Source organism: Alphaproteobacteria bacterium (assembly GCA_039980135.1).
Classification (GTDB): domain Bacteria; phylum Pseudomonadota; class Alphaproteobacteria; order UBA6615; family UBA6615; genus UBA8079.
Genome location: JBDXCV010000013.1, coordinates 151,434 through 173,306, shown reverse-complemented (window position 1 = coordinate 173,306; position 21,873 = coordinate 151,434). Strand labels below are relative to the sequence as shown.

At 59.2% G+C, this 21,873-nt stretch carries 16 protein-coding genes and 1 tRNA gene; 7 read left to right on the top strand and 10 right to left on the bottom strand.

Annotated elements, in window-relative coordinates:
• Positions 1 to 52 precede the first annotated feature (52 nt).
• Positions 53 to 415, top strand: a complete 363-nt coding sequence (locus tag ABJ363_16685; GenBank protein ID MEP4380624.1) for a hypothetical protein — start codon at positions 53 to 55, stop codon at positions 413 to 415.
• Between the two features lie 37 nt (positions 416 to 452).
• On the opposite strand, the gene ABJ363_16680 is transcribed toward ABJ363_16685, so the two are convergent.
• Positions 453 to 1,289, bottom strand: coding sequence for a CmcJ/NvfI family oxidoreductase (locus ABJ363_16680; GenBank protein MEP4380623.1), 837 nt, complete (start codon positions 1,287 to 1,289; stop codon positions 453 to 455).
• Positions 1,290 to 1,531: 242 nt separating this feature from the next.
• On the opposite strand from ABJ363_16680, the gene ABJ363_16675 reads away from it, so the two are divergent.
• From ABJ363_16675 to ABJ363_16665, 3 genes are all read left to right on the top strand, one after another.
• The gene (locus ABJ363_16675) at positions 1,532 to 2,416 is read left to right on the top strand and encodes a phosphate/phosphite/phosphonate ABC transporter substrate-binding protein (GenBank protein MEP4380622.1); all 885 of its coding nucleotides are present in this window, start codon (positions 1,532 to 1,534) and stop codon (positions 2,414 to 2,416) included.
• Positions 2,417 to 2,424: 8 nt separating this feature from the next.
• On the top strand, positions 2,425 to 3,537 hold the full coding sequence (locus ABJ363_16670; protein MEP4380621.1) for a HAMP domain-containing protein: 1,113 nt from the start codon (positions 2,425 to 2,427) through the stop codon (positions 3,535 to 3,537).
• A 54-nt stretch (positions 3,538 to 3,591) separates the two neighbouring features.
• A tRNA-Ser gene (locus ABJ363_16665) sits at positions 3,592 to 3,681 on the top strand.
• Between the two features lie 34 nt (positions 3,682 to 3,715).
• On the opposite strand, the gene ABJ363_16660 is transcribed toward ABJ363_16665, so the two are convergent.
• The 6 genes from ABJ363_16660 to ABJ363_16635 form a co-directional block, all read right to left on the bottom strand.
• The gene (locus ABJ363_16660; GenBank protein ID MEP4380620.1) at positions 3,716 to 8,026 is read right to left on the bottom strand and encodes an ATP-binding protein; all 4,311 of its coding nucleotides are present in this window, start codon (positions 8,024 to 8,026) and stop codon (positions 3,716 to 3,718) included.
• Between the two features lie 132 nt (positions 8,027 to 8,158).
• On the bottom strand, positions 8,159 to 9,958 hold the full coding sequence (gene recQ / locus ABJ363_16655) for a DNA helicase RecQ (GenBank protein ID MEP4380619.1): 1,800 nt from the start codon (positions 9,956 to 9,958) through the stop codon (positions 8,159 to 8,161).
• 45 nt (positions 9,959 to 10,003) lie between these two features.
• Entirely contained in the window at positions 10,004 to 11,167 is a 1,164-nt protein-coding gene (locus ABJ363_16650) for a prolyl oligopeptidase family serine peptidase (GenBank protein ID MEP4380618.1), read from the bottom strand.
• 21 nt (positions 11,168 to 11,188) lie between these two features.
• Positions 11,189 to 12,460: a VOC family protein gene (locus tag ABJ363_16645; GenBank protein ID MEP4380617.1), complete on the bottom strand. Its 1,272-nt coding sequence runs from the start codon at positions 12,458 to 12,460 to the stop codon at positions 11,189 to 11,191.
• A gap of 147 nt (positions 12,461 to 12,607) precedes the next feature.
• A complete protein-coding gene (locus ABJ363_16640; GenBank protein ID MEP4380616.1) occupies positions 12,608 to 13,399 on the bottom strand; it encodes a hypothetical protein in 792 nt (263 codons plus the stop codon).
• 169 nt (positions 13,400 to 13,568) lie between these two features.
• The gene (locus ABJ363_16635; GenBank protein MEP4380615.1) at positions 13,569 to 13,961 is read right to left on the bottom strand and encodes a YciI family protein; all 393 of its coding nucleotides are present in this window, start codon (positions 13,959 to 13,961) and stop codon (positions 13,569 to 13,571) included.
• A 148-nt stretch (positions 13,962 to 14,109) separates the two neighbouring features.
• On the opposite strand from ABJ363_16635, the gene ABJ363_16630 reads away from it, so the two are divergent.
• On the top strand, positions 14,110 to 15,081 hold the full coding sequence (locus ABJ363_16630; GenBank protein ID MEP4380614.1) for a glucosaminidase domain-containing protein: 972 nt from the start codon (positions 14,110 to 14,112) through the stop codon (positions 15,079 to 15,081).
• Between the two features lie 109 nt (positions 15,082 to 15,190).
• A complete protein-coding gene (arsB, locus tag ABJ363_16625; GenBank protein ID MEP4380613.1) occupies positions 15,191 to 16,258 on the top strand; it encodes an ACR3 family arsenite efflux transporter in 1,068 nt (355 codons plus the stop codon).
• 26 nt (positions 16,259 to 16,284) lie between these two features.
• Here arsB and ABJ363_16620 read toward each other — a convergent pair whose 3' ends face one another.
• Positions 16,285 to 16,785 carry an arsenate reductase ArsC gene (locus ABJ363_16620; GenBank protein MEP4380612.1) on the bottom strand — a complete coding sequence of 167 codons (501 nt, stop codon included), beginning with the start codon at positions 16,783 to 16,785 and terminating at the stop codon, positions 16,285 to 16,287.
• An 84-nt stretch (positions 16,786 to 16,869) separates the two neighbouring features.
• The gene (locus ABJ363_16615; protein MEP4380611.1) at positions 16,870 to 17,586 is read right to left on the bottom strand and encodes an NIPSNAP family protein; all 717 of its coding nucleotides are present in this window, start codon (positions 17,584 to 17,586) and stop codon (positions 16,870 to 16,872) included.
• Positions 17,587 to 17,710: 124 nt separating this feature from the next.
• Between ABJ363_16615 and ABJ363_16610 the strand changes: the two genes are divergently transcribed.
• Entirely contained in the window at positions 17,711 to 18,352 is a 642-nt protein-coding gene (locus tag ABJ363_16610) for a DsbA family oxidoreductase (GenBank protein MEP4380610.1), read from the top strand.
• A gap of 7 nt (positions 18,353 to 18,359) precedes the next feature.
• Here the strand turns inward: ABJ363_16610 and mfd are convergent, their stop codons facing one another.
• On the bottom strand, positions 18,360 to 21,872 hold the full coding sequence (mfd, locus tag ABJ363_16605) for a transcription-repair coupling factor (GenBank protein ID MEP4380609.1): 3,513 nt from the start codon (positions 21,870 to 21,872) through the stop codon (positions 18,360 to 18,362).
• Position 21,873: the final 1 nt, after the last annotated feature.

The following is a 21,873-nucleotide window of genomic DNA, read 5'->3' as shown; positions in this document are numbered from 1 at the left end:
TTAAGGTAAATCGGCGAACGTGGCGTACTGCGTTAGAGAATATGGGTAAAAAATGTCCACGCGAATTGTCGGATACACCAATGAACGCCGCCGCGACCGGCGCCGGGAGATTCTCATTGAGGCCACTCTCAATGATGAGCCCGTTCGGATTCTGGACATCGGATTGTCGGGCTTCGGTGCCGACGGCGCCAGGCAGGTGACAAAAGACACCATCTGGCCCGAATTAGACCAGTTGGCCGAGTTGCGTTTTACCGACTACCGGGGTCGTGACGTGTTGATTCTGGTCAACATCACCAGTGTCGAGATCGAGGACGCCCGGTTCAGCGGCGAGTTCACCGAACTCCCGGGCAACGCATTCGACGTGCTGCAGGACCTGGTGTTGAAGCGTGACCTGCGTCACGTGGCAGCTGAATAATCTCCGGACGTTCGACCGTCGTATCTGATCGTACTGATTAGAAAAACAGGAACGCCCGCGTCTCGATGCTTTCGCGTGGCGGTGCATCAGGCCGTGCCGACGGGTCTTCGAAGGCGGTGTGGACGGAGAATCGCGCACGTCCGTCCGTCACGGAATCATAGGTCTTGATGAGCAAAGTCTCGTCAGGCCGAAGCTGCGGGTAGTAGAACCATTGGTGATCGGGATTGAAAACCACCTGCTGGACTTCCCCGATCCGGTCCTTGGAATGGCGTTCGACCGTGACGAGGTCGCCTTCAACGACGCTGCGTGCATCGCACAGGGCCAGCGGTGCCGTTTCGATCGGCGCATTGTTGGAACTGCGCCACAGATTGACGATCGCGAACCGGCGCGACAACAGGTCCTCGGCCTCGTCCTCGGGGAACAGGTCCCGGACCCGCTTCTCGGCCGACGCCTGGGTGTAGTCGTTGTGAATGACGCCCGCCGGTTCGCGCACAATTTTCTCCGTGCGCATGGATTCCGAATCGGCGCGGCGCGTGTGATCGAAAATATGCACGCGTGCGGCGCCGGTCAGTTGCCGCAGAAACGCCTCAACCTCGGGCTCGTACACGCCGGCGATCTGCGCGTCGTCGTAGAAATCGGTCACGGCGCTCGTCTGCGGCGCGACCGCGAAGCCGGCCGTATCGAGGCTGAATGTCGAAGGATCGACGCGCGCGTTGCGTATCTCGACCTGCCGGTCTTCATAACGTCCGGCCCATTTCGAATTGTCCTGCCCCGCTTCGGACGGGATATAGATCAACCGCTTCTCTCCGGTATCGATCATGTACTTCACGTCAGCCCGGACACTCATGATTTCCTTGGGTGCTTCGTCTGGCATCGTTTTCAGCCTGTGTGGTGGCGGTCAAAGGCAATATCGGCAGCCATTGCCCCGTTGGCAACATGAATGGCGATTCAGTCTGCATTCATGCGAAATATTCTGTGTTGAGATTTCGTCGTGACCACAAGGTGGTTGCTGTAACGTCACGGTGGCATTGAATGATTCACAGATGTCCTGCCCTCCCGAGGCGACCGTTCCTGATATTGGCTTTCCTTGCGCCGGTTCTGGTGCTTGGCGTCGCAATGTCAGCGCCTTCGGATTCGTGGGCCGCCGACCGCGAGGAGATCACAACACCGGAACGGACGACGCTGACGATTGGCCGTGTTTCGGGGAACCCGCGAAAACATGCCGGTCGCCTGGCGGCGTTTGGAGGGTATCTGGCGCAACGGCTGGCGGCGTATGGACCGACCGGCACTAATGTCGTTCTCGATGCCAATCCGCAGAGCCTTATTGCCAAGGCGGGACGTGGTGAAATCGATGTGATTTCGGAAACGGTTTTTACGGCGTCGCGGCTGGTAAATACCGGTGCGATGGAAATCGCCCTGCTGGAATGGAAGCGCAATATTCAGCGATATCGCACAGCCCTTATTGTTCGTGTCGATAGCGATATTCATAGCCTGGCGGACTTGCGGGGGCGGACGCTGGCGTTCGAAGACGCTGGTTCGACATCAGGATTTTTCCTGCCCTATCTCGAAATCATGGATGCCGGCCTCGACCTGGCTCCGGTTGAACAGAGCAGTCCGGCCCCCGGTGCGGTTCGCTACGCATTCGCGAAATCGGAAGTGAATGTCGTTGGTTCGGTTATTCGGGGCCGCGCAGATGTTGGGGCCATCAGTGAGACGGATCTCGATGACCCGGAAGTAATGACGGCGCGCTTCAAGCCACAGCTCCGGGTGTTCCATCTCACCCAATGGGTCCCCCGCTCCGTCCTGCTGCTGCGTCGCTCCATGGACCCGGCCCTCAAATCGAAACTGATGGAGGTTCTGCTCGAAATGCATGAGGATGAGGCGGGGAAAGTGGTGCTGGACCGATACTTCGAAGTCGGCCGATATGCCGTGGTCGATGCTGAATCCCGGAATCGTCTCGAACATATTCGCAAAGCCGTTCAATCCCGGCATGGAGGCTGATGGGGATTATGCAATTCAGGCTTCGCACCAAATACGTACTGACCCTGGTCACGCTTGTGGCCGCGGTAACTGTTGCCACGCTGGTGGCACAGCGGACCGCGATTGATCGGATTGTGGCTGCGTTCGAGCTTGAAAACCTGGAACGGCTCGACACCGTTCTCTCCGAGAATGCGCGCAATCAGGCTGTTTTATCGGCCAGAACAACGGCTGACCGACTGCTCGAGCCGCTATTCGCCGAGGATATCCAGAGTGTCGGGAATATCATTCGGCCGCTCGTGGAACGCGAGGATGTGCGCGCGGTCATGGTCTTCGGGCGTGACGGCACGGTCTTTCACGACGGGTCCCAGAAATTGCCGAGTTTCGGCGATGCCGCGCCGGCGGATGTTCTTGCCACGTTGAACAGTGGACACATGCTGCTCGATATCGATGCGTTCGACTTCCGGGTCGTCGAACCGATCGTCGCCGACGGCTATGTGTTTGGTGTGATCGCCGTCAATTTCGATGCCCGCTATATCGGTGCCGAAATATCCGCGATGCGCACCGAACTGACAAAGGTATCCGACGCGGCACTGCAGGAACTGGCGCTGATCCTCGCCTTGATCGGGCTGGTCGCACTGGTGCTGGCCGGTATCGCTGCCGCAATTCTGGCGGGGCGCATGAGCCGCCCGGTACGTGACCTCGCACGTGTGGCTCAATCCATCAGTACCGGTAATTTTGAGGTCGAGCTTGCATCGCGCCGCTCCGATGAACTGGGTGAGTTGGCGCAGGCATTTGACGAAATGGCAGAAAATCTCCGCGACACGATGGTGACACGCTCGCAACTCGAGGTCACTGTCGCGGAACAGACGCGTGAATTGCGTCAGACTCACGGGGCGTTGATAGAGCTCGAATCCAGACGTCGCCATGTGCTCGACGAGATCGGTGATGATTTACGCGCGCCGATTACCGAGATCGAGAGCGATATCACGGTCGCCCTGCGGAACCAGGATTCGGCGCTCGAACTGCGCCACTCCATGAGCCGCGTGCTGTTCCAGATTCGCGACGTGCGGCGGCTCGTTGATGACCTGCGCTTCGCCGCGCGTTCGGAACAGCCGCGCCGGCTCGGCCGGTCGTCGGACTAGAACGCAAGAACGGCGTTCCAAACTCGGCTGCCGGGTGCTATCCGGATGCCGCACGGAGGGGTGGCCGAGTGGTTGAAGGCACCAGTCTTGAAAACTGGCAGGCGTGCAAGCGTCTCGTGGGTTCGAATCCCACCCCCTCCGCCACTTTTCCCTAACCTATTGGGGAAGCTATTGGTTCCTATGAGTTCTTTTCAAGCGGCAGTCGCGGTCGCAAATCAAGAAACTCCACATGTAGCGAGACGGCTCCACTCAAATAACGCTCAACTCGTTCAGCTTCGGTCTGCAATAGGGCGATGAGTTTGTCTGGGCCGATTCGCTTGCCCGTTTCTGGATGTTTCCACCTACGGTCCTTAGCGAGTGTCACAAGAAGAGCACCTGATCTGCAATCGTTTGATGCCATGTATTTATTGACCAGCTGGATTTTAATGGTGTCTCGGAGATCGCGTGCAGATCGTTCGTCAGCCAGCTTTAGTTCGATTACCGCTTCATATTGAGACTCGGTCGAGCGGAGACGAATGTCCGTTTCTTTTTCGTCAGCTGTAACCGCCTCCTGATCGACTCTATAAATGCCTTTGGCTGAATTTTTTAGTTCTCGAGAAATCTGCCTGCGCATGACCTTTTCATTTGAAACTGCTGCCCAAGCTTCCCTCGGTGAATCGTCATGCAAAAGAAGTTCGCTAAGATCAGATAGCCGATCTTTCATGACGACAAACATCGATTCATTTGTCGTAACTGGCGTTTCTCCTCTACGATCAAGAGCCGCTGCCTGCGTTTCATTGAGTACATCTGAGTCAATCTCTTGCGCCCAACTTTCGTCAGCCACCGCGAGAATTCGATCTCGAAAGTGTGCGCAAAGAGGGTCGTCAGCCATCTCAAGCTTTGCTGCCAAACCTGTTTCACCTGTCACGTTGAGTAGCGCTCTTACAATGTTCGACCGAGCAAGCTCTGCGTGATCTCTCATATCGGGTGTATACCCGCCGTCATGGGAGACATCGTCCTTGGTTCGCACATGCTTGTAGGCTAATCGGACCAACTTCAGCAGCAGATCGGGTGTGAAGTGACCGTTATTCAAGTCAATCGTGTTGTGATGATCCCCAAATAAATTGGCTAGCCATTCAACAGCTTCTGTCCATTCTCCTGGCTCTATCGATTCGAATTGTCTTTCTAGAGCAGCCACACCCAAGCCGGGGTCTAGGTTCATCAGAATTGGCAACCACACTTGTCGCAACTCAGTCGGCAATTTGATCTCGAGATGTGCTTGAGTTGTTTCAAGCAATCTCGATAGTTCTTCCTCATTGCCGTGAGTAAGGATCATTCTGCAGACACGCTGAACTCGCTGGGCAAAAGCCGCTATGTCGCCCCTTTTTTCCAAGTAATCATTCTTCGCATCGAGCCATAATTGAAGGCGTGTCAGAAAAACTCGTGCCACCGATTGTGGGGAATGTTCAATCGCTTGGAGTACATTCGAAATTCCGTGTGGGCCAGGTGCCTGATTGAGCTCCCAAGACAGTTCTTTTCCTAAAATTTCTTCAACTGCGTTTGGATGTTGTTCGACAAGTGCCTCCATCCAAGAAGGAAGGCTGCCGGGTTCAACCAGTGCAAATCGTATGGCCAATTTCGCTTCATGCTCATCAAGTTTGATTGCCCACTCGGGATCCTCCGTTTCGGCATATATTGCGGCTAGCCCCAATTGCCAGCGGACTTGATAAACGTTGCGCTCTTGCTCAGGACGTTCGCTAGCAAGCGTAGGATGGTCATTGCGCCAAATGCTCATAAGCGTGTGACGTAGCTGATCAGCAATTTTTCGGCTGAATTGTTCTTCGATGAATGTTCGATTCCAGCCAGATTTTCGGCTGTTGTCACCCTCGGGGCTCATGGCGCGCCAGAGATTCCACGCCGTCGCCTCTCTTCTTCGGGTAGAGAAGACATTTTCTGGATGATCGACGACTTCCTGCCAAAATTTTCTCCAACTTGCGTAGTCGTTCTCCTTTTCCCGTTCCTGTTGTTCCTTACGTTCGGCATGCTTTCTTTCCATTTCTTGGATTTTTTGCATGTCGGGTGTTGGCTTTATCCACTCCTTAATCCTCACAACCAAATCGGGGACGTCTGCTACTAAAGACTCCAATTCCTTCGCATGTTGCTTCCGCTTCCAAGCGTCCCGGTCGCTAGGCATGCGTAGCGCAGCTTCCAGGAGCAGCGCTCGATCACTTTGGTCGAGGCTTGGATCGCTCAGTGCCGCTTTGATCCACTCGATGTCGCGGTCAGCTTTTAACTCAGTAGCGCTGTCATGCATCGTGACTTCCGCAAGACGCATCCATGGGTCGTCTATTTCGTGGAGAGACCTAACTAGGGCATCTGCAGCCCAAAACAGGCGCGAGTTATCTTCGGCAGGCAGCGAAAGCACCAATTCTCGAAGTGTCTTTATTTCCCCTTCGGAGCGTTGGTCGGAAGTGTGCAAACGCAAAGCCAAAACGCTGGCCTGGAGCCATTCGAGTTTCCTGCTTATTTTCAGTCCAAGCACACAAGTTGCAGCCAATGCATGGCACAAACTTTGATGCTCACTCTCGAAATGCGGCCATTCTTTTGACCACGCCAGACTAGGCGAAATCACTCCTGTCAATCCGTCACGCAGTGCTTCTAGTTTGGGTAAATCAAATTCTGAAGCCGCAATCTTGCGGGGTAGTTCCCAAGTCAGGCCATCAACACTCCGCTTCCCAAATTTTAGTCGTCCCAGCGCTTGGCACAGTTGCTCTATCGACATGTGCTCTGGAAACAGACGTATGACTGCGCTTCTGGAGACTCGTTCGCTCCAATTGGGATCAGCATTGGCTATGTCGGAAGCGATATCGAGTGTTCTTGCGTGGTCACTCGTCAACAATCCATCGAGCGCAACCATTCGTTCCATCGGCGACGATTCTGGATCACATGCGACGTGGTAGAGAATATCAGAGCACTCGGTGATGGATCCTGCTCCAATAATATCAAGGAGGACCTTTCGTACTTCTGGATTCTCGACGTCACTGCCCCAGATGCCGGTGATTGTCTTTGCTAGGTCGGGAGAAGCAAAGCGATGAATTTGGATGTCGGGTACGGTCAGCCCACGCCACCCTCCTGATCCATATCGAGTTGCATAGGCCTCTAGGGCTTGGCTTCGCTGTATTGGAGTTAGAGATTCAGGGTCACCCTCATTCAGTAGAATGGTGGGTTCATGGTCGCGCAAAAGCTCAAATATCTCCTTTGCCCTCAACGCCACCCAAGCTGCAATAGGTCTTTTCGAAGGGCGGACTATTGTCACACCCTTGGTTTCTGCGAAAAGTAGCCGCTTCAGCGAGCTTAGGGGCATTTGTCCCGAGAGAAAAAGTTCCAGAAGCCGTTCCGCTGCCAGATACTCAGCGACAGAACGGTGGTGAAAACGCACGCGACCATAGGACGCAAACCCGAACAGAGGACGCTCTAACAGAGCCCTTCTTTCATTTTGATTCCAGTCCGCCAGTATGGTCGAGGGGTCAAGTGCGGAATCGTCAGTAAGGTGATCTGACGCGGCGTTATGTTTAATATTCGTGAGACGTGTCAGCTGCATGGCGAGTGCGATTCGGCGGGCACCTTGTTCTGCTTTTTCAACTGATAGCTCAGCTGGTTCTGGTCTATCCTCACTTGGTTTGAGTTTGATGCGGATGTTTGTTGCGACCTGATCAGAATGCGTGCGAATTCGCCTTTGATCTCTCCAGTCGGCGCAAAGCTCAATTAGATCCTGTGGTCGACGTGCAAACTCTTGAGCATTTCGTTGCTCTAGGTCGATCAAGAGTTGAGCTGGCTCGTCCACTCCCTGAAGCCTCGAAAATTCAATAATTTGCTCGTCGGAAAGCGGCATCAATCCGACAATTTGCCAGTCGGACGCCGTGGCGGCCTTGTCTTCCGCACCATGCTTCCCGCCAATATTTTGCATCGCGATTTTCGCGAATGTTTCCCCGTTGGCTTTCGAGGCAACAGTTGGAGGGACCGGAAGAACACGGCGGACTAACTGTTCGTCGAGCGGAATCGGGCGCGTAGTTATCACGATCCGAGCTCGATGAAGTTGGTCACAGATAGTCTTTCTGAATCGCTTTAGGGCATGTTCGAAGGAACCCAAACTCAGGTTTAGTTCGTCGACGGAATCGAGGAAAAACGTTGCTGTTTCAGATTGTGAAAAGAGCCAAGTATCAAGCTGTTGCTCTTCTTCCGTCGTAAGCGAGTCCCGCATGCTATCTCTAGCTAAGGTAGCCAGTTCGACGAAAAATGCGGGTTGTCCTGACTCAGACAGCAGACGCGCCTGTTCTCGGCATTCGTATGTCTTTCCTGCTCCGGCCTCTGAAATCATCAGAATCCGCCGTGACTGCAGTAGCTCTTGCCAAGTCGTGGATTTTGACCATCCTAGGCTTTCCAAAAAGGACTGCTGATCTGCCTCGTCGAGACTTTCTTTGGAAATATGTTGAAAAGTTCTTTCAATCATATGTTCGATGGTGCCTCATTAGCCGCACGTTACAGTAGCAATATACAAAGATGCTTGATCTTGGTGAGGTTCGATTCCCGTCATGCTCGGTCCGTTTCGAACGGCGGCAGGTTCGCATCTCATGCTCGCAGACTAGACGTCAAAATCCCGCAGCGCCGCCAAAAACGTCTCGCCGAAATCCTTGAGCTTCTTCGGGCCGACGCCGTTCACCAGCGCCAGGGTGTCGAGATCGTTCGGCTTCATCACGCACATGTCGTGTAGCGTCGCGTCGGAGAAGATCACATAGGCGGGCACCTTGCGCGCCTGGGCCAGGTCGCGCCGCAGCGCCTTCAGGCGGGCGAGGATCTCTGTGTCCGCGTCGTCGAGGGCGGCTGCGGCCGCGCGGGCCTTGCGTGAACCGGTGGCCCTTGTCTTCGGGATGTCCCGATACTCATACCCCTGCTCGCCGTTCAGAATCGGCTCGGCTTTCCCGGTCAGCTTGAGCCCGCCATAACCTTCGACGTCGATCGACAGATAGCCCGAGGCCACGACCTGGCGGATGAAGGCCGTCCAGAAATTCTTCGGGCGTTCCTTTCCGGCCCCGTAGACCGGCAGCCGGTCATGACCGCGGGCGAGGATTTTCTCCGACCCGCTGCCCCGCAGCACATCCACGATATGCGCGGCGCCGAAAGCCTGCCCGGTGCGCGCCACGGCGGCCAGCAGCATGTGCGCTTCCTTCGCGCCGTCGATCAGCGTCGGCGGGTCGAGGCAGATATCGCAATTGCCGCAGGCTTGCGTGGTTTCCCCGAAATAGCTGAGCAGCGCGACCCGTCGGCAACTGATCGCCTCGCCGTAGGCCAGCAGGGAATCCAGCCGCTTGTGCTCGCGGCGCTTGTGATCCTCGTCGCCGTCATCCTGGGCGATGAACTGGCGGCGCAGGCGGATATCGTCGAGCCCGTAGAGCATGTGGACATCGGCGGGTTCCCCGTCGCGGCCGGCGCGGCCGATTTCCTGGTAGTAGGCCTCCATGCTGCCGGGCAGGTTCATGTGGAAGACGTAGCGGATGTCGGGCTTGTCGATGCCCATGCCGAAGGCGATCGTCGCCACCATGATCACCGCGTCCTCGGCCATGAAAATTTCCTGGTTTTCCCGGCGGACCTCCTGCGCCAGCCCGGCGTGATAGGGCAGCGCCTTGTACCCCTTCTCGCACAGCAGTTTGGCGGTCTCCTCCGTCAGCCTGCGCGACAGGCAGTAGACGATCCCCGACCCGTCGCGCCGGGGCTCCACGAAATCCAGCAGTTGGCTGTTCCGGTCTGTCTTGGGCGCAACCGCCAGCCGCAGATTGGGGCGGTCGAACCCCCGCACGACGATGTCGCCCTTCCCGCCGAACAGCTTGGTTGCGATGTCCTTTTGCGTTGCCGTGTCGGCCGTCGCGGTAAATGCGCTGAGGGTGGCCGCGGGAAATTTCTCACGCAGGCTGGAAAGCGCTTCATATTCCGGACGGAAGCTGAAGCCCCATTTAGAGATGCAATGGGCCTCGTCGACGACGAACATCGCCGGATCGAGCGCCCGCAGTGCCGTCAGCATGCGGTCGGTCATCAGCCGCTCGGGCGACAGGTACAAAAGCCTGATCGACCCGTCCTGAACGCGCCGCCAGTCTGCCACGTTGTCCTCGCGGGACCGGTTGGAATGGATACAGGCCGCCGCCACGCCGTTGGCGCGCAGGCCCGCGACCTGATCGTCCATCAGGGCGACCAGCGGCGAGACCACCACGGTCAACTGCTCCGCGATGAGCGCGGGGATCTGATAGCAGAGTGATTTCCCCGCTCCCGTCGGCATGACGGACAGGGTGTGGGTGCCGCCGAGCAGACGGTCGACGATCTCCTTCTGGCCGGGTCGAAAATCGGGGAACCCGAAGACCGAATTCAGAAGTTGTTCAGGGGCAGCGGTCATTTCGCCGTGACTGTTGGAGCGGATTTCTGGATCAATACAGCAGGGTCAGGTGATTCCCGCCGGATCGAGGCCGAATATTTCCGCCGCCCAGTCCGACATGACGTCGCCGATCAGCTGCCGGTTGTCGATCTGGCAATGCTCGGCCCCGCCCTCGTCCAGACGGAAGACCTTGAGCTTGCGGTTCGGGCTGTTGACGGCCTCTTCGTAGGTCTTTTCCGCCATCCACAGTGGCACCTGGCGGTCGTTCTCGCCGTGGCAGACCAGCAGCGGGCAGGTGATTTTGTCGATGACACCTTCGAGGGTCATCTTGCGAGACACTTCGAGCGCATCCTCGGGTGTTTTCTGGCCCATCACCCACATGCCGTGGCTTACCATGTCCGGCACGGACGGCGCAGACTCGATCTTGGCGTAGGCGCGCTCGAAATAGACGCTGAAATCCCACAGCGCGCCCCAGGCGATGCAGCATTTCAGGCGTTTCTCAAAGGCCGCCGCGCGGGGCGCGTAGTAACCGCCGAGACTGTTGCCGGACAGGCCGATCCGCGCGGCATCGACATCGTCACGCGCTTCCACATAATCAACGAGCTTGGCGACGTAATGTTCGGTCTCATGGCCGGCGGTCAGGCCGTGCAGGCGCAGTGCGCCCCCTGCTCCGGGCTGATCGACAATCAGCATGTGCATGCCGCGTTTGCGGTATGCCTCACTGATGACCGGGTAATGGAGTTCCTTCAGGGAATCGAAGCCCTGGATATGGATCATGCAGGGGGCCGGCCCCTCGACATCGGCCTTCACGAACATGCAGGGCATGAACCCGTCCTCGAACGGGATGTCGACATATTCCACCGGTTCACGGCCGACCTCGCGGGCCTTGCGGAAATAATCGACCCCGCGCTGGTAGGCCATGAGTTCGCGCGGGTCGCTGTGGTGCAGGAACCGCTCGGCGCGCAAATGGTAGAGCCCGGCACGGTGATATTTGCGGGACGCGGTCAGCGGGTGGCCTTCCTCCATGTCCGTATCCCCCAGGCGCTGGAGGCGCTCCGCCAAACGCGTGAAGGCTTCATACCAGGCCTCGTTGGCCGTTGCCGGGTCGCCGCCGGCCAGGTGCTTGACCGAACGCAGCGCCTCCTCGGCCTCGCTGACGGTCCCGACCTCGTCGAACAGGGTCGCCGTCGTCAGGCTCCATGCATAGTTATCCGGAAAATACTCGAACATGATCCACTCTCCTTGATTCCTTCACGCGACGTCGTTGACGAGCCCCTCGGCCTCGAGGTGGCCGTTGGCGATGAGTTCTTCGCGCGCCCTGCTTTTCCAGTCGGCGCGCATCATGAAGCCTTCTGTTTGCCGGCAATGATTCTCGGCCCAGCCAATCAATTCGGCGTCGTCCAATGAAAGGTCCAGCGGCGCGCCATGTGGTGCCGGCACGTACCAGACGGATTCGACCGCGAGTTCGACGATATTTCCCTCGGGGTCGGGAAAATAGATCGAGAACGAGTTGCCGTGGCATGTCTTGCGCAACGGCCCCACGTCCGGATGTGCCTCGAGTTCGCGTTCCATCCGCCGCAATTCATCCAGTGACATGATGCGCAGACTCAACTGGTTCACGCTCGTCGGTGCATCGAGGTCCCGACCGGAGATCAGGATGACCTGATGGTGCTCGCTCGGGTCGCGGCTGAGATAGGTGTATTCCCGTTCCGGCTCGGATCCGATGGGCGGCATGATGCCCCGGTCGGTCACGGCATAGCCGAGCACGTCGTCATAGAAGGCGACCATTGCGTTCATGTCGTCGACCTTGAAGGCACAATGGGCATGCGCGATTGCCGGCGGCGGCGGCGCGGCGTTGGCTTTCGGGTGCAGCAGAATTCGATCCGGATCGTTCGGACGTTCGAACGCGGGGTTCTCATTGCCGGTTTCGGGGCCCTCGTCCGTCAACCGCCCTTCGGCTTCAAAGGCCTGCGCTTTCTCGCGTTGCCAGTCTTCCCGGCGCATATAGCCTGCCGCACCCTGGCAGCGCCTCTCGGTTTGCGCGATGATCTCGGCGTCGGCCATGGATAGATCCAGTGACCAGGCCGCCGGCTGGGGGACATAGTGGCCGGTCTCCACCGAAACCGCACAACGGTTCAGTTCCGGATCGCGGAAATACAGAGTCCAGGTGATGCCGTGATCGACGGCAACGATGTCGCCGACATCGTCCTCGGCGTCCAGAAGCGTTCTCATATGCCGCAAGGCAGCGAGGTCAGGCGCCTTGAAGCCCGTCTCGCCGACAGTTGGTGCAAATCTGGCCGGTCGTCCGCCGGCGAGGACGAACTGGTGATGTTCGCGCGGGCGGCGGGTCATGAAGATGATCCGGTCCTTGTCGCCACGAATCAGGCCGTGGTCGCTGACGCAGAACCCGAGGACGCGGGCATAGAAATCCTCAAGCTTGTCGGCGTCGTCGCAATTCACGCCGAAATGGCTGAACATCAGCGCCGGCGGCCCCAACTTTATGGTGTCGGATTGTGTGGTCATGGCCCGAGCCCCCTTTTCCCATGATCAGAATAGTGAACCGTTTGGCGGGTTTGTCCATCGGCTATTGCATGTTTGGGGCGACCGAAACGAAAAGGGCGGCCCGAAGGCCGCCCTCATAGGGTTCGTTTTGTCGGAAGGAATCCGCGGCTATTTGCCGAAGCCCTTGATAAGGCCTTTCACGGCATCACCGGCACCGCCGGCGCCGCCCGTGGCGTCTTCGATCTGTTTCATTGCATCGCCCGTGGCCTTCTCGACCTGCTCCATGGCGGCGCCCGTCAGTTTGTCGACATCGATCTTCGCATTGGCGACGGCGTTTTGTGCGCCCTGCAGGACTGCGTCCATGATCTGTGATGCGATCTCCTCAGGCGTGGCACCCTTGCCGTCCTTGCCGATGTCCTTGAGGCGAATGGTTGGCAGCGGGACCGAAAGCTTCTCGTTCAGAAGCGGTGCGACGACGGCGACCTTACCGTTCTGCAACACCAGGCTTTCGATCACGATATTCGGGGCATCCCCGCCGCCGGAGCTCTTTTTTCCGCTGCCGGCTTTCGACTGAACCGCCTTGTTGAGTTTGTCGAGGTTGCTGTCTCCATCGTCGCCGAATTCATAGACGACCTCCGGCCCGGAAATGATGACTTCCTTGATGACGACGGGGTCGCTGCGTACCGAGGTAAGATCGATTGCAACGCTGACTTCGTCGAACTTGAACGCGTCGTCATCGCTGAAGCCGCTGGGATTGGTTACCCGGAACCCGCGCAGCGCGCCCTTGCCCGACGTCAGTTCGATGTCGACTTCGTTCAGGACCACGTTGGTCTGGGTCATGTCCGAGCCGACTTTTTCTACGGCGGCGCGAACGATGTCGTTGAGGTTGCCGAGGAATACGAATATCCCGACTGCCGCAATGACCACCAGTACGCCCAGCCCGATCAAAATTTTCTTCATCATGTGCCTGCCTTGTCTCGTTTTGCGTGATGAATGGAAAGTTCACCCCGTACTACGCAATAAGCCTGCCAGTTGGCGTATCCGAACATGTTTCCCGCTCTTTGCGGTGAAAATACGAACACCAGCACATTCCAAAGCGGTCGTTCGACGTCATAAGTTTTTGTTATCGCTAGAAAACTTCGCGTACACCCGAGGCGAAGCCGACTTTCACCGTAATGGTGCCCTCGTTGATCAGCCAGGGGCGCACACGATAGGAACGCGCACCGCTTGAATGCATCGGGTCGGAGGCTGCGATCTCATTTGCATGGGCGAGATCCCGCGCGCGAACGACGAACATCCCCTCGCCTTCCCATGTTTCTTCGTCATCGGCCCAATGCGGCCCGGCTGCGACGTAGATGCCCTCTTCTTCCATCTTCGCCTGATGGGCGAGATGCGGGCCGATATTCTCCATTACCGGACCGAGACCGTCGGTCGGGAATGTATGAACCACATAGACCTGCCACTTGAGCATGTCGCCGCAGGCTTCGAGAATTTGTGTGCGTGTTGGTGGGCCGTCTGCCATTTTGGGTCCTCCCATTGGACAATTCTGGTTGTTTGACGACGAGAAGCCGCCGGACTAAAGAGGTTCGAACTGTAGGCAATCGGGCGTGAAAACGCCAAACCGAATCCATTCAACCGGGCGAATTGCGTACCCTGAAAAGGACCCTCCAGTGAGCCGCATACTCACAAAAATCGGCGCCTGTATTCCCGCGCTCGCATGGCAACGGCGCGTCATCGTTGGCGCCCTCGGGCTGACGATCGCGGCCGTGCTGTGGTTCACCGTCGGCCCTGCGGGCGGTGCGTCGGTTCGGCTCAAGTCGCCGGCGCAGTTACACGAGTATTATGTCGAGCAGGGCTACACCATGGCGGCCCTTCGGGCGGGCAATGCCCGCGTACCACCGGTTTTCATCACGACCGTGCCGGAAGACTGGGCGGACGGACTGGACGTGGAACGCAAGAAGAGCCTGTTCTTTCGCACGCTGCTGCCGCTGGTCCTGCAGGTTAACCGCGAAATCGGGGCCGATCGGACACGCCTTGCGGAACTTCGCAAGGTTCTCGGCGGCGGCGAAGCCCTGCCGTCTGCCGATCGCAGATGGCTGTTTGACCTTGCCGCCAGCTACGGGGTGGTCGACCGGGAAAAGGTCGATTCCAAGACGCCGCTTTCAGCCCAGCAGATCGCAACCTTGAGCGTCCGGGTCGATGTGATCCCGCCTTCGCTCGCATTGGCCCAGGGCGCCATCGAGAGCGCTTACGCCTTGTCGCGTTTCGCGGTGGAGGGGAATGCACTTTTCGGGCAATGGCGCTATGGCGAGGGGCTGAAACCGGAACAACAACGCAAGGCGCTGGGCGATTACCGGATCGCCAGCTTCAAGACCCCATTCGAATCCGTGCATGGTTATGCGCAGAACCTGAATTCCAACCCGGCATACAGGGCGTTCCGGAAGTTGCGTTCGGACGCGCGCAAGGCCGGAAAAACACCTCGTGGCCCGGCCCTGGTACAGGGCCTGGTTTCCTATTCCGAACGCCGTGAGGCCTATGTCGAAGAAGTGCGCGGCCTGATCGATTTCAACAAGCTGGGGCCTACCGACACCGCCCGTTTGACCGACGCGGCGCCGATCGAATTGCGGGCCGGGCTGTTTTGATCCGGGCGGATCGCTGCCGCATGCAGTAAAACTGTCACCGAAGTCGTTTATTGGCATACCCAAACACCCAGGATTGGCGCCGGATTATCCCCGCCAGCGGAGAATATTCATGACAGCAACCTCCGGGACGAATGACGCAACGGCTGCCGGGCTCGGCATATTCGAGAAATGGCTGTCTGTCTGGGTCGGAATTTCCATCCTGGTGGGACTGGCGCTCGGGAACATTGCGCCGCGCGTCTTCGCCGGGATTGCCGAGATTGAATATGCGTCGGTCAATCTGATCATGGCCGTCCTGATATGGGCGATGATCTATCCGATGATGGTCTCCGTCGATTTCGGTAGCCTCAAGTCCATCGGAAGCCGTCCCAAGGGGCTTTTTCTTACGGTTGTGGTCAATTGGCTCGTGAAGCCGTTTACCATGGCGGCGTTGGCGGTTCTGTTTTTCGAATTTGTCTTTGCGCCCTTCATTCCCGCGGATGATGCCGAGCAATATATCGCCGGATTGATCCTGCTGGGGGCCGCCCCGTGCACCGCCATGGTGTTCGTCTGGTCGCAGATGACCAAGGGTGATCCCGCCTACACGCTCGTGCAGGTGTCGCTGAACGACGTCATCATGATCTTTGCCTTCGCTCCGATCGTGGCGCTCCTGCTGGGCGTAACAAGCATCAACGTGCCATGGGAGACCCTGCTTCTTTCCGTGCTTCTCTATGTCGTTGTACCCTTGATTGCAGGGGCCATCACACGTCGCACCCTGGTGAGAAAACATGGAAGTGCACAAGCCGGGATCGATCATTTCACGGCGAAGTTGAAACCCATATCCGTCCTTGGCCTGCTTTTGACAGTTGTCCTCCTGTTCGGGTTCCAGGCCCAGACAATCATCTCTCAGCCGGTTCTGATCCTGCTTATCGCGGTGCCGATCATCATCCAGAGCTACGCAATATTCTTTGTGACCTACGGCGCGGCTTATATGTGGAAGCTGCCCTTCAACGTGGCGGCACCCTGTGCACTCATCGGCACGTCCAATTTCTTCGAATTGGCCGTCGCGGTCGCAATCGGGTTGTTTGGCATCGGCAGCGGCGCCGCTCTTGCAACGGTTGTCGGTGTATTGGTTGAGGTGCCGGTGATGCTGTCACTCGTTGCATTTGCAAACCGGAGCAGATCGAAATTTGCGTCCTAGCGGGCGCGACCCGATGTGGACCGTGCTCAGGCCAGTTCTTCGCCGATTGCGTTGAGGTGGGCCTGCAATGACAGCGCATCGAGAGACCCCAGAGGCAGGTTGACGAAGAACTCGATCCGGTTATTCAGCATCCGGTAGGTCTCCGCGAAGGCGGCGGCGATCTCCGCCTGGGTGCCCTTCACGGCGGCCGGGTCCGGCAGGCCCCAATGGGCGGACATGGGCTGGCCCGGCCAGATCGGACAGACTTCGCCGGCGGCCTGATCGCAAACCGTGAAGACGAAGTCGAACTCAGGCGCATCGGGCCCGGAAAATTCAAGCCAGTCTTTTGACCGGAACGAGTCTGTCGAATGATTGAGGCTTTTCAGAAGTGTCACGGCATGCGGGTTCACATTGCCCGTCGGGTGGCTTCCGGCGCTGTACGCCTTGAATTTCCCGGCGCCGACGCGGTTCATGATCGCTTCGGCCAGAATGCTGCGCGCCGAGTTGCCGGTGCAAATGAACATCACGTTGTAGGTTTTTGAATTCATGGTCTCGCTCGATTGGGCGTCCTGTCAGGACATCGCGAGTTGGTTACCCGAGGATTGTTTCACGGGCATGACAGTTCCGGGCACCTAAACCGAACGAAACAACGGCACCATTTCCGGGACCGGTGCGGGGACCATGAGCTTGCTTTCCTGTTTCACGACATGGGGGCGTATCTCGTCCTGAAACCGTATCCAGTCCGGGTTTACGCGCACGGCATTGTGGCGGCGCGTCCTGTCGTCGAACCCATCGAAAAACCAGTAGTTGTAAACCTGATGCAACGGCCCGGCGATCATGTGGAAACTGCCGATCGTATTGGTCTCGAGCGGCGACATGGCCGGCACGGCGTACTGCTCGATGAGTTCCCAATACTTGCCCAACGACCCCGGCGTCAGGCTGACGATCTGTTCTTCCACGAGAAGGTCTCGGTTCGTCGCCGGGTCCGCCAGCGGCGGGTCGCCCGGCGTCCAGTAGGATTCGGCAGAGAAATGCGGGGTCAGCGCGGCAACCGGGGCGGGCATGAGTAGCCGGTTCTCCTGGGCCAGCATTAGCGGGCGCACCTTGTGGAAATACGGCTCCAGCTCGGGCACATCATAGAGACCGTGCAGACGGGTCCGCCAATCTTCCAGGGAATCGAACGCGTAGATATGGACGACCTGGTCCGCGGGTCCGCTCACCGTTGAAAAATACCCGATGACGCGGTCGATGACGGGGCGGACGGCGTCGAATCCCCGCTCAACCTGGGTTTCGTAGAATCGCTCCCGCAGGCCCGGTTTCATGGTGTAGGCGCGATGTTCCAGAATCATGTCGGGTCCCCTTCTCTCGGTCCGATTATGGCGCAAGCGACCCCGGCCGGAGAAGGGCCGTTTGCGCAAGGCTGCCTTCGCGTCGGGGCTTGACCCGAAAAGGTGCGCGTCGCAGGTTTCGCGGATGGTTCAGATCGACATCTACTCGGACACGGTTTGCCCCTGGTGTTTCATCGGAAAGCGACGCCTCGAACGTGCGCTGGCGGTACGGGATGACATCACGGCGACCATCAAGTGGCATGCATTTCAATTGAACCCGGACATGCCGGTCTCCGGCATGGAACGGGAGCGCTACCTGGCGGCGAAGTTCGGTGGCCCCGACCGCGCGGCGGGCGTTTACGCGACGATCGCGCGCGCAGGCCATGCGGAGCGCATACCGTTCGATTTCGAGGCTATCTCCCGCATGCCGAACACCATCCAGTCGCACCGGTTGTTGTGCTACGCGGACCGGTTCGGGCTGCAGGGCGCCGTTGTCGAAGCCCTGTTCCGGGCGTTCTTCTTCGACGGCGAAGATATCGGCGATGATCTGGCTCTACTAAGGGTCGCCCACATGGCCGGCCTTGACCGGGACGCCACGTCGGCATTTCTCGCCGGCGATGAAGAGCGTGACACGGTGCTTGCCCAGGACCTGCGTGCCCGGCGCATGGGTATCAACGCGGTGCCCTACTACGTGGTGAATGGCGACTACGCCATATCCGGGGCGCAGGAGCCCGAGGCCTTCTTCCCGTTGTTCGACCTCGCCGGCGTCGGGCTGGCGGCAGAATAGGCATCGACTACCCGTCGGCACTGCCATCCGGGGCGGCCGCGATGGCGGACAGGTTGCGCATGAAGCGGCGCACGCCCACGGAACGCTTGTTCGGGTCGGTCCAGTCGCGTCGATAAACCAGTTTATGGTCCGGGCGCAGTTTGACGGTGCCGGATTCCTTGGTGATGAAGGCCACGAGTCCCACGGGATTCGAGAATTTGTTGTCCCGGAACGTGACCACGGCGCCTTTCGGGCCGGCATCGAGTTTCTCGACGCCGGCGTCCCGGCATAGCCCTTTCAGGGTGATAGCTTCGAGCAGGTTCTCGACTTCATTCGGGATCGGTCCGAACCGGTCAATCAACTCGGCGGCAAATCCCTCGATCTCTTCCGGGTTCACCAATGATGCGATCCGGCGGTAAAGGCCCAGCCGGACCCCGAGGTCAGCCACGTAATTGTCGGGGATCAGAATCGGCGCGCCAATGGAGATGACCGGCGTCCACTCGTCGGTCGGCAACACACCCGACCCGGCTTCGCGCGCGGTCGCGACCGCGTCTTCCAGCATCTGCTGATACAGCTCGACACCGACTTCCCGGATATGACCGGACTGTTCCTCGCCGAGCAGGTTGCCCGCGCCGCGAATATCGAGGTCGTGGCTCGCGAGGCTGAATCCGGCCCCGAGCGTATCCAGGGTCTGCATGACATCGAGCCGTCGCCGGGCTGTCTCCGACAATGTACGGTCGGTGGGCAAGGTCAGGTAGGCATAGGCCCGGGCCTTGGAGCGGCCGACACGGCCACGCAGCTGATAGAGCTGGGACAGGCCGAACATGTCCGACCGGTGAACGATGATGGTGTTCGCCGATGGGACATCGAGCCCGGATTCGACGATGTTGGTGCACAACAGCACCTCGTACTTGCGATCGTAGAACGCTGTCATCACGTCTTCGAGCGCACGTGCCGGCATCTGGCCGTGGGCGACCCCGACGGTGACTTCGGGCACCAGATCCTTCAGACGCTCCTGCAGCCGCTCGATATCGGCCAGCCGGGGGCAGACATAGAAACTCTGCCCGCCGCGGAAATGTTCGCGCATGATGGCTTCGCGGATGGTCACGCCGTCATAGGGCAGGATGAACGTGCGCACGGCGAGGCGGTCCACCGGCGGAGTGGCGATCAGGCTGAGTTCGCGCACACCGGTCAGGGCCAGTTGCAATGTTCGCGGGATCGGCGTGGCCGTCAGAGTCAGGACATGCACATCGCTGCCGAGACCCTTGAGGCGTTCCTTTTGGGCGACGCCGAAATGCTGTTCTTCATCGACGACGAGAAGGCCCAGATCGCGGAATGTGACCGATTGGGACAACAGGGCGTGCGTGCCGATGACGATATCGACCTGCCCCGCCTCCAGCCCGGTACGCACATCCTCCGCCTCCTTGCCCGCCGTCAGGCGCGACAGTTGCGCGATCTTGACCGGCAGTCCCGCAAAACGTTCCTTGAAGGTCTGGTAGTGCTGACGGGCCAGCAACGTCGTCGGGACGACGACGGCGACCTGGCGCCCGTTCAGGGCCGTTACAAATGCCGCGCGCAGTGCCACTTCCGTCTTGCCGAAGCCGACATCGCCGCAGACCAGCCTGTCCATCGGCTTGCCCGCACCCAGGCTTTCGACCGTGTCGTCGATCGCACGGTTCTGGTCTTCGGTTTCGGCGAACGGGAAACGGGCGCAAAATTCTTCATAAAGCCCGGCCGGCGGCGTGAGTTTCGGCGCGTGGCGCAACTCGCGTTCGGCGGCGAGTGCCATTAACTTGTCGGCCATCTCCGTGATGCGGTTCTTGACCTGGGCGCGGCGTGCCTGCCAGCCGGCATTCCCAAGCTTGTCGAGCTGTACGCCCGCTTCTTCGGACCCGTAGCGCGACAGCAGGTCGAGATTCTCCACGGGCAGGAACAGCTTATCGTCACCGGCGTAGACCAGCCGCAGACAATCATGGGGCGCGCCGCCGATCTCGAGTGTTTCCAGCCCGTCATAGCGCCCGATCCCATGGTCGGCGTGTACCACGATGTCGTGTACCGACAGGCTCGACATCTCCGAGATGAGATGCTCGCTCGGTTTCGCGGCCCGCCGCCGGCGGACCAGCCGGTCTCCGAGAATATCCTGCTCGCTGTAGATCGTCCGGCCCGGTACCGAAAATCCATTGTCCACGGGCAGCACGCAAACCGGCACTTGATCCCCGCCGGCCGACAGGACCCCCCGCCAGTTCGACACGGGCGTTGCCTTGTCGACGTCGTGATCGACAAGGAGTTGGGTCAGCCGGTCTCGTGAGCCGTTGGAGTAACAGGCAATCGCGATCGCCTGACCTTCGCCCTGCTCATTGAGGATGCGGGTGCGCACGGCATCGAGCAGGTTGGTATCCGCATGGCTTCGGGCCTCGGCGAAATCGATCGTGCGCCGGCCGCCGATGGAGATGGACTGGCTCCCGCTCACCGGGGCTTCGAAGACGTCGAAATCAATCGCCGCCCTGCTCTCGCGCAGATCCTCCCACTCGTCGGGGCCGAGATAAAGCGCATCGGGCGGGAGCGGGTTGTAGGGCGCCTCGCCTTCTGCGCGGTCGGGGGCGTTCGCCCGGGCCGAGAAATAGTCGGTGATCTGATCGAACCGGTCGGTCATGGCATCGGGGGTCTGGGCACCGAGGATTACCGGTCCGTCGATATAGTCGAACAGCGTTTCCGGGGCCGCGTAGAACAGCGGCAGCCAATGCTCCATCCCGGGGTGGCGGACCCCTTCGCTGACCGCCTCATAGAGGGGGTCGTCCCCGCGTACGGCGCCGAAGCGGGCGCGATAAGAGGAGCGAAAACGCGCAATTGAGGCTTCGTCCAGCAGAATCTCGCTGGCGGGCAGGAGCGTCAGCCGATCGAGCGGATGGGTGGTCAACTGGCTCAGGGGATCGAAGCGTCGCAGACCCTCGATCTCGTCGCCGAACAAATCGATGCGGACGGGTTCCGGGTAGCCGGGGGGGAACAGATCGATGATGTCGCCGCGACTGGCAAATTCACCCGGTTCGCGGACCGTTTCCGTGCGATGGAAGCCGTTGGCCGCGAGAAACGCCGTGACGACACCGAAATCCACCGTGCGGCCGGGCACCAGTTCGATATGCGTCTCACGAATGCGCGCGCGCGGCGGCACCCGCTGAAGGGCCGCGGCGACGGTGGTGAGAATCAGGGTCTGTGTGCCTGATTCGGCGGCGGCCGCGGGCTCCTGTGCGAGTGCGCCGAGGGTCGCCATCCTTTCGGCGACGAGTTCGGCGCGAGGCGGCACCCGGTCATAGGGCAGGCAGTCCCAGGCCGGGAATTTCAGGATGCGGGTGTCCGGGGCAAAAAAGGCAATCGATTCGGCGAGCCGATTCATCCCGAGATCGTCGCTCGACACATGCAACAACGGCTGCGTGGCCTGCGCCAACAATTCGGCAAGCAACAACGCATCGCAGCCGTCCGGCACACCGGTAAACCGTGTCGTGGAGCCCGGTGCACCCCAGCTAAAGTTATGATTTAGCAACAAG

Bases quoted from the DNA above. Each gene is read 5' to 3' on its own strand.
- ABJ363_16685 (MEP4380624.1), top strand. From the start codon at position 53: ATGTCCACGCGAATTGTCGGATACACCAATGAACGCCGCCGCGACCGG.
- ABJ363_16680 (MEP4380623.1), bottom strand. From the start codon at position 1,289: ATGCCAGACGAAGCACCCAAGGAAATCATGAGTGTCCGGGCTGACGTG.
- ABJ363_16675 (MEP4380622.1), top strand. From the start codon at position 1,532: ATGTCAGCGCCTTCGGATTCGTGGGCCGCCGACCGCGAGGAGATCACA.
- ABJ363_16670 (MEP4380621.1), top strand. From the start codon at position 2,425: ATGCAATTCAGGCTTCGCACCAAATACGTACTGACCCTGGTCACGCTT.
- ABJ363_16660 (MEP4380620.1), bottom strand. From the start codon at position 8,026: ATGATTGAAAGAACTTTTCAACATATTTCCAAAGAAAGTCTCGACGAG.
- recQ (MEP4380619.1), bottom strand. From the start codon at position 9,958: ATGACCGCTGCCCCTGAACAACTTCTGAATTCGGTCTTCGGGTTCCCC.
- ABJ363_16650 (MEP4380618.1), bottom strand. From the start codon at position 11,167: ATGTTCGAGTATTTTCCGGATAACTATGCATGGAGCCTGACGACGGCG.
- ABJ363_16645 (MEP4380617.1), bottom strand. From the start codon at position 12,460: ATGACCACACAATCCGACACCATAAAGTTGGGGCCGCCGGCGCTGATG.
- ABJ363_16640 (MEP4380616.1), bottom strand. From the start codon at position 13,399: ATGAAGAAAATTTTGATCGGGCTGGGCGTACTGGTGGTCATTGCGGCA.
- ABJ363_16635 (MEP4380615.1), bottom strand. From the start codon at position 13,961: ATGGCAGACGGCCCACCAACACGCACACAAATTCTCGAAGCCTGCGGC.
- arsB (MEP4380613.1), top strand. From the start codon at position 15,191: ATGACAGCAACCTCCGGGACGAATGACGCAACGGCTGCCGGGCTCGGC.
- ABJ363_16620 (MEP4380612.1), bottom strand. From the start codon at position 16,785: ATGAATTCAAAAACCTACAACGTGATGTTCATTTGCACCGGCAACTCG.
- ABJ363_16615 (MEP4380611.1), bottom strand. From the start codon at position 17,586: ATGATTCTGGAACATCGCGCCTACACCATGAAACCGGGCCTGCGGGAG.
- ABJ363_16610 (MEP4380610.1), top strand. From the start codon at position 17,711: ATGGTTCAGATCGACATCTACTCGGACACGGTTTGCCCCTGGTGTTTC.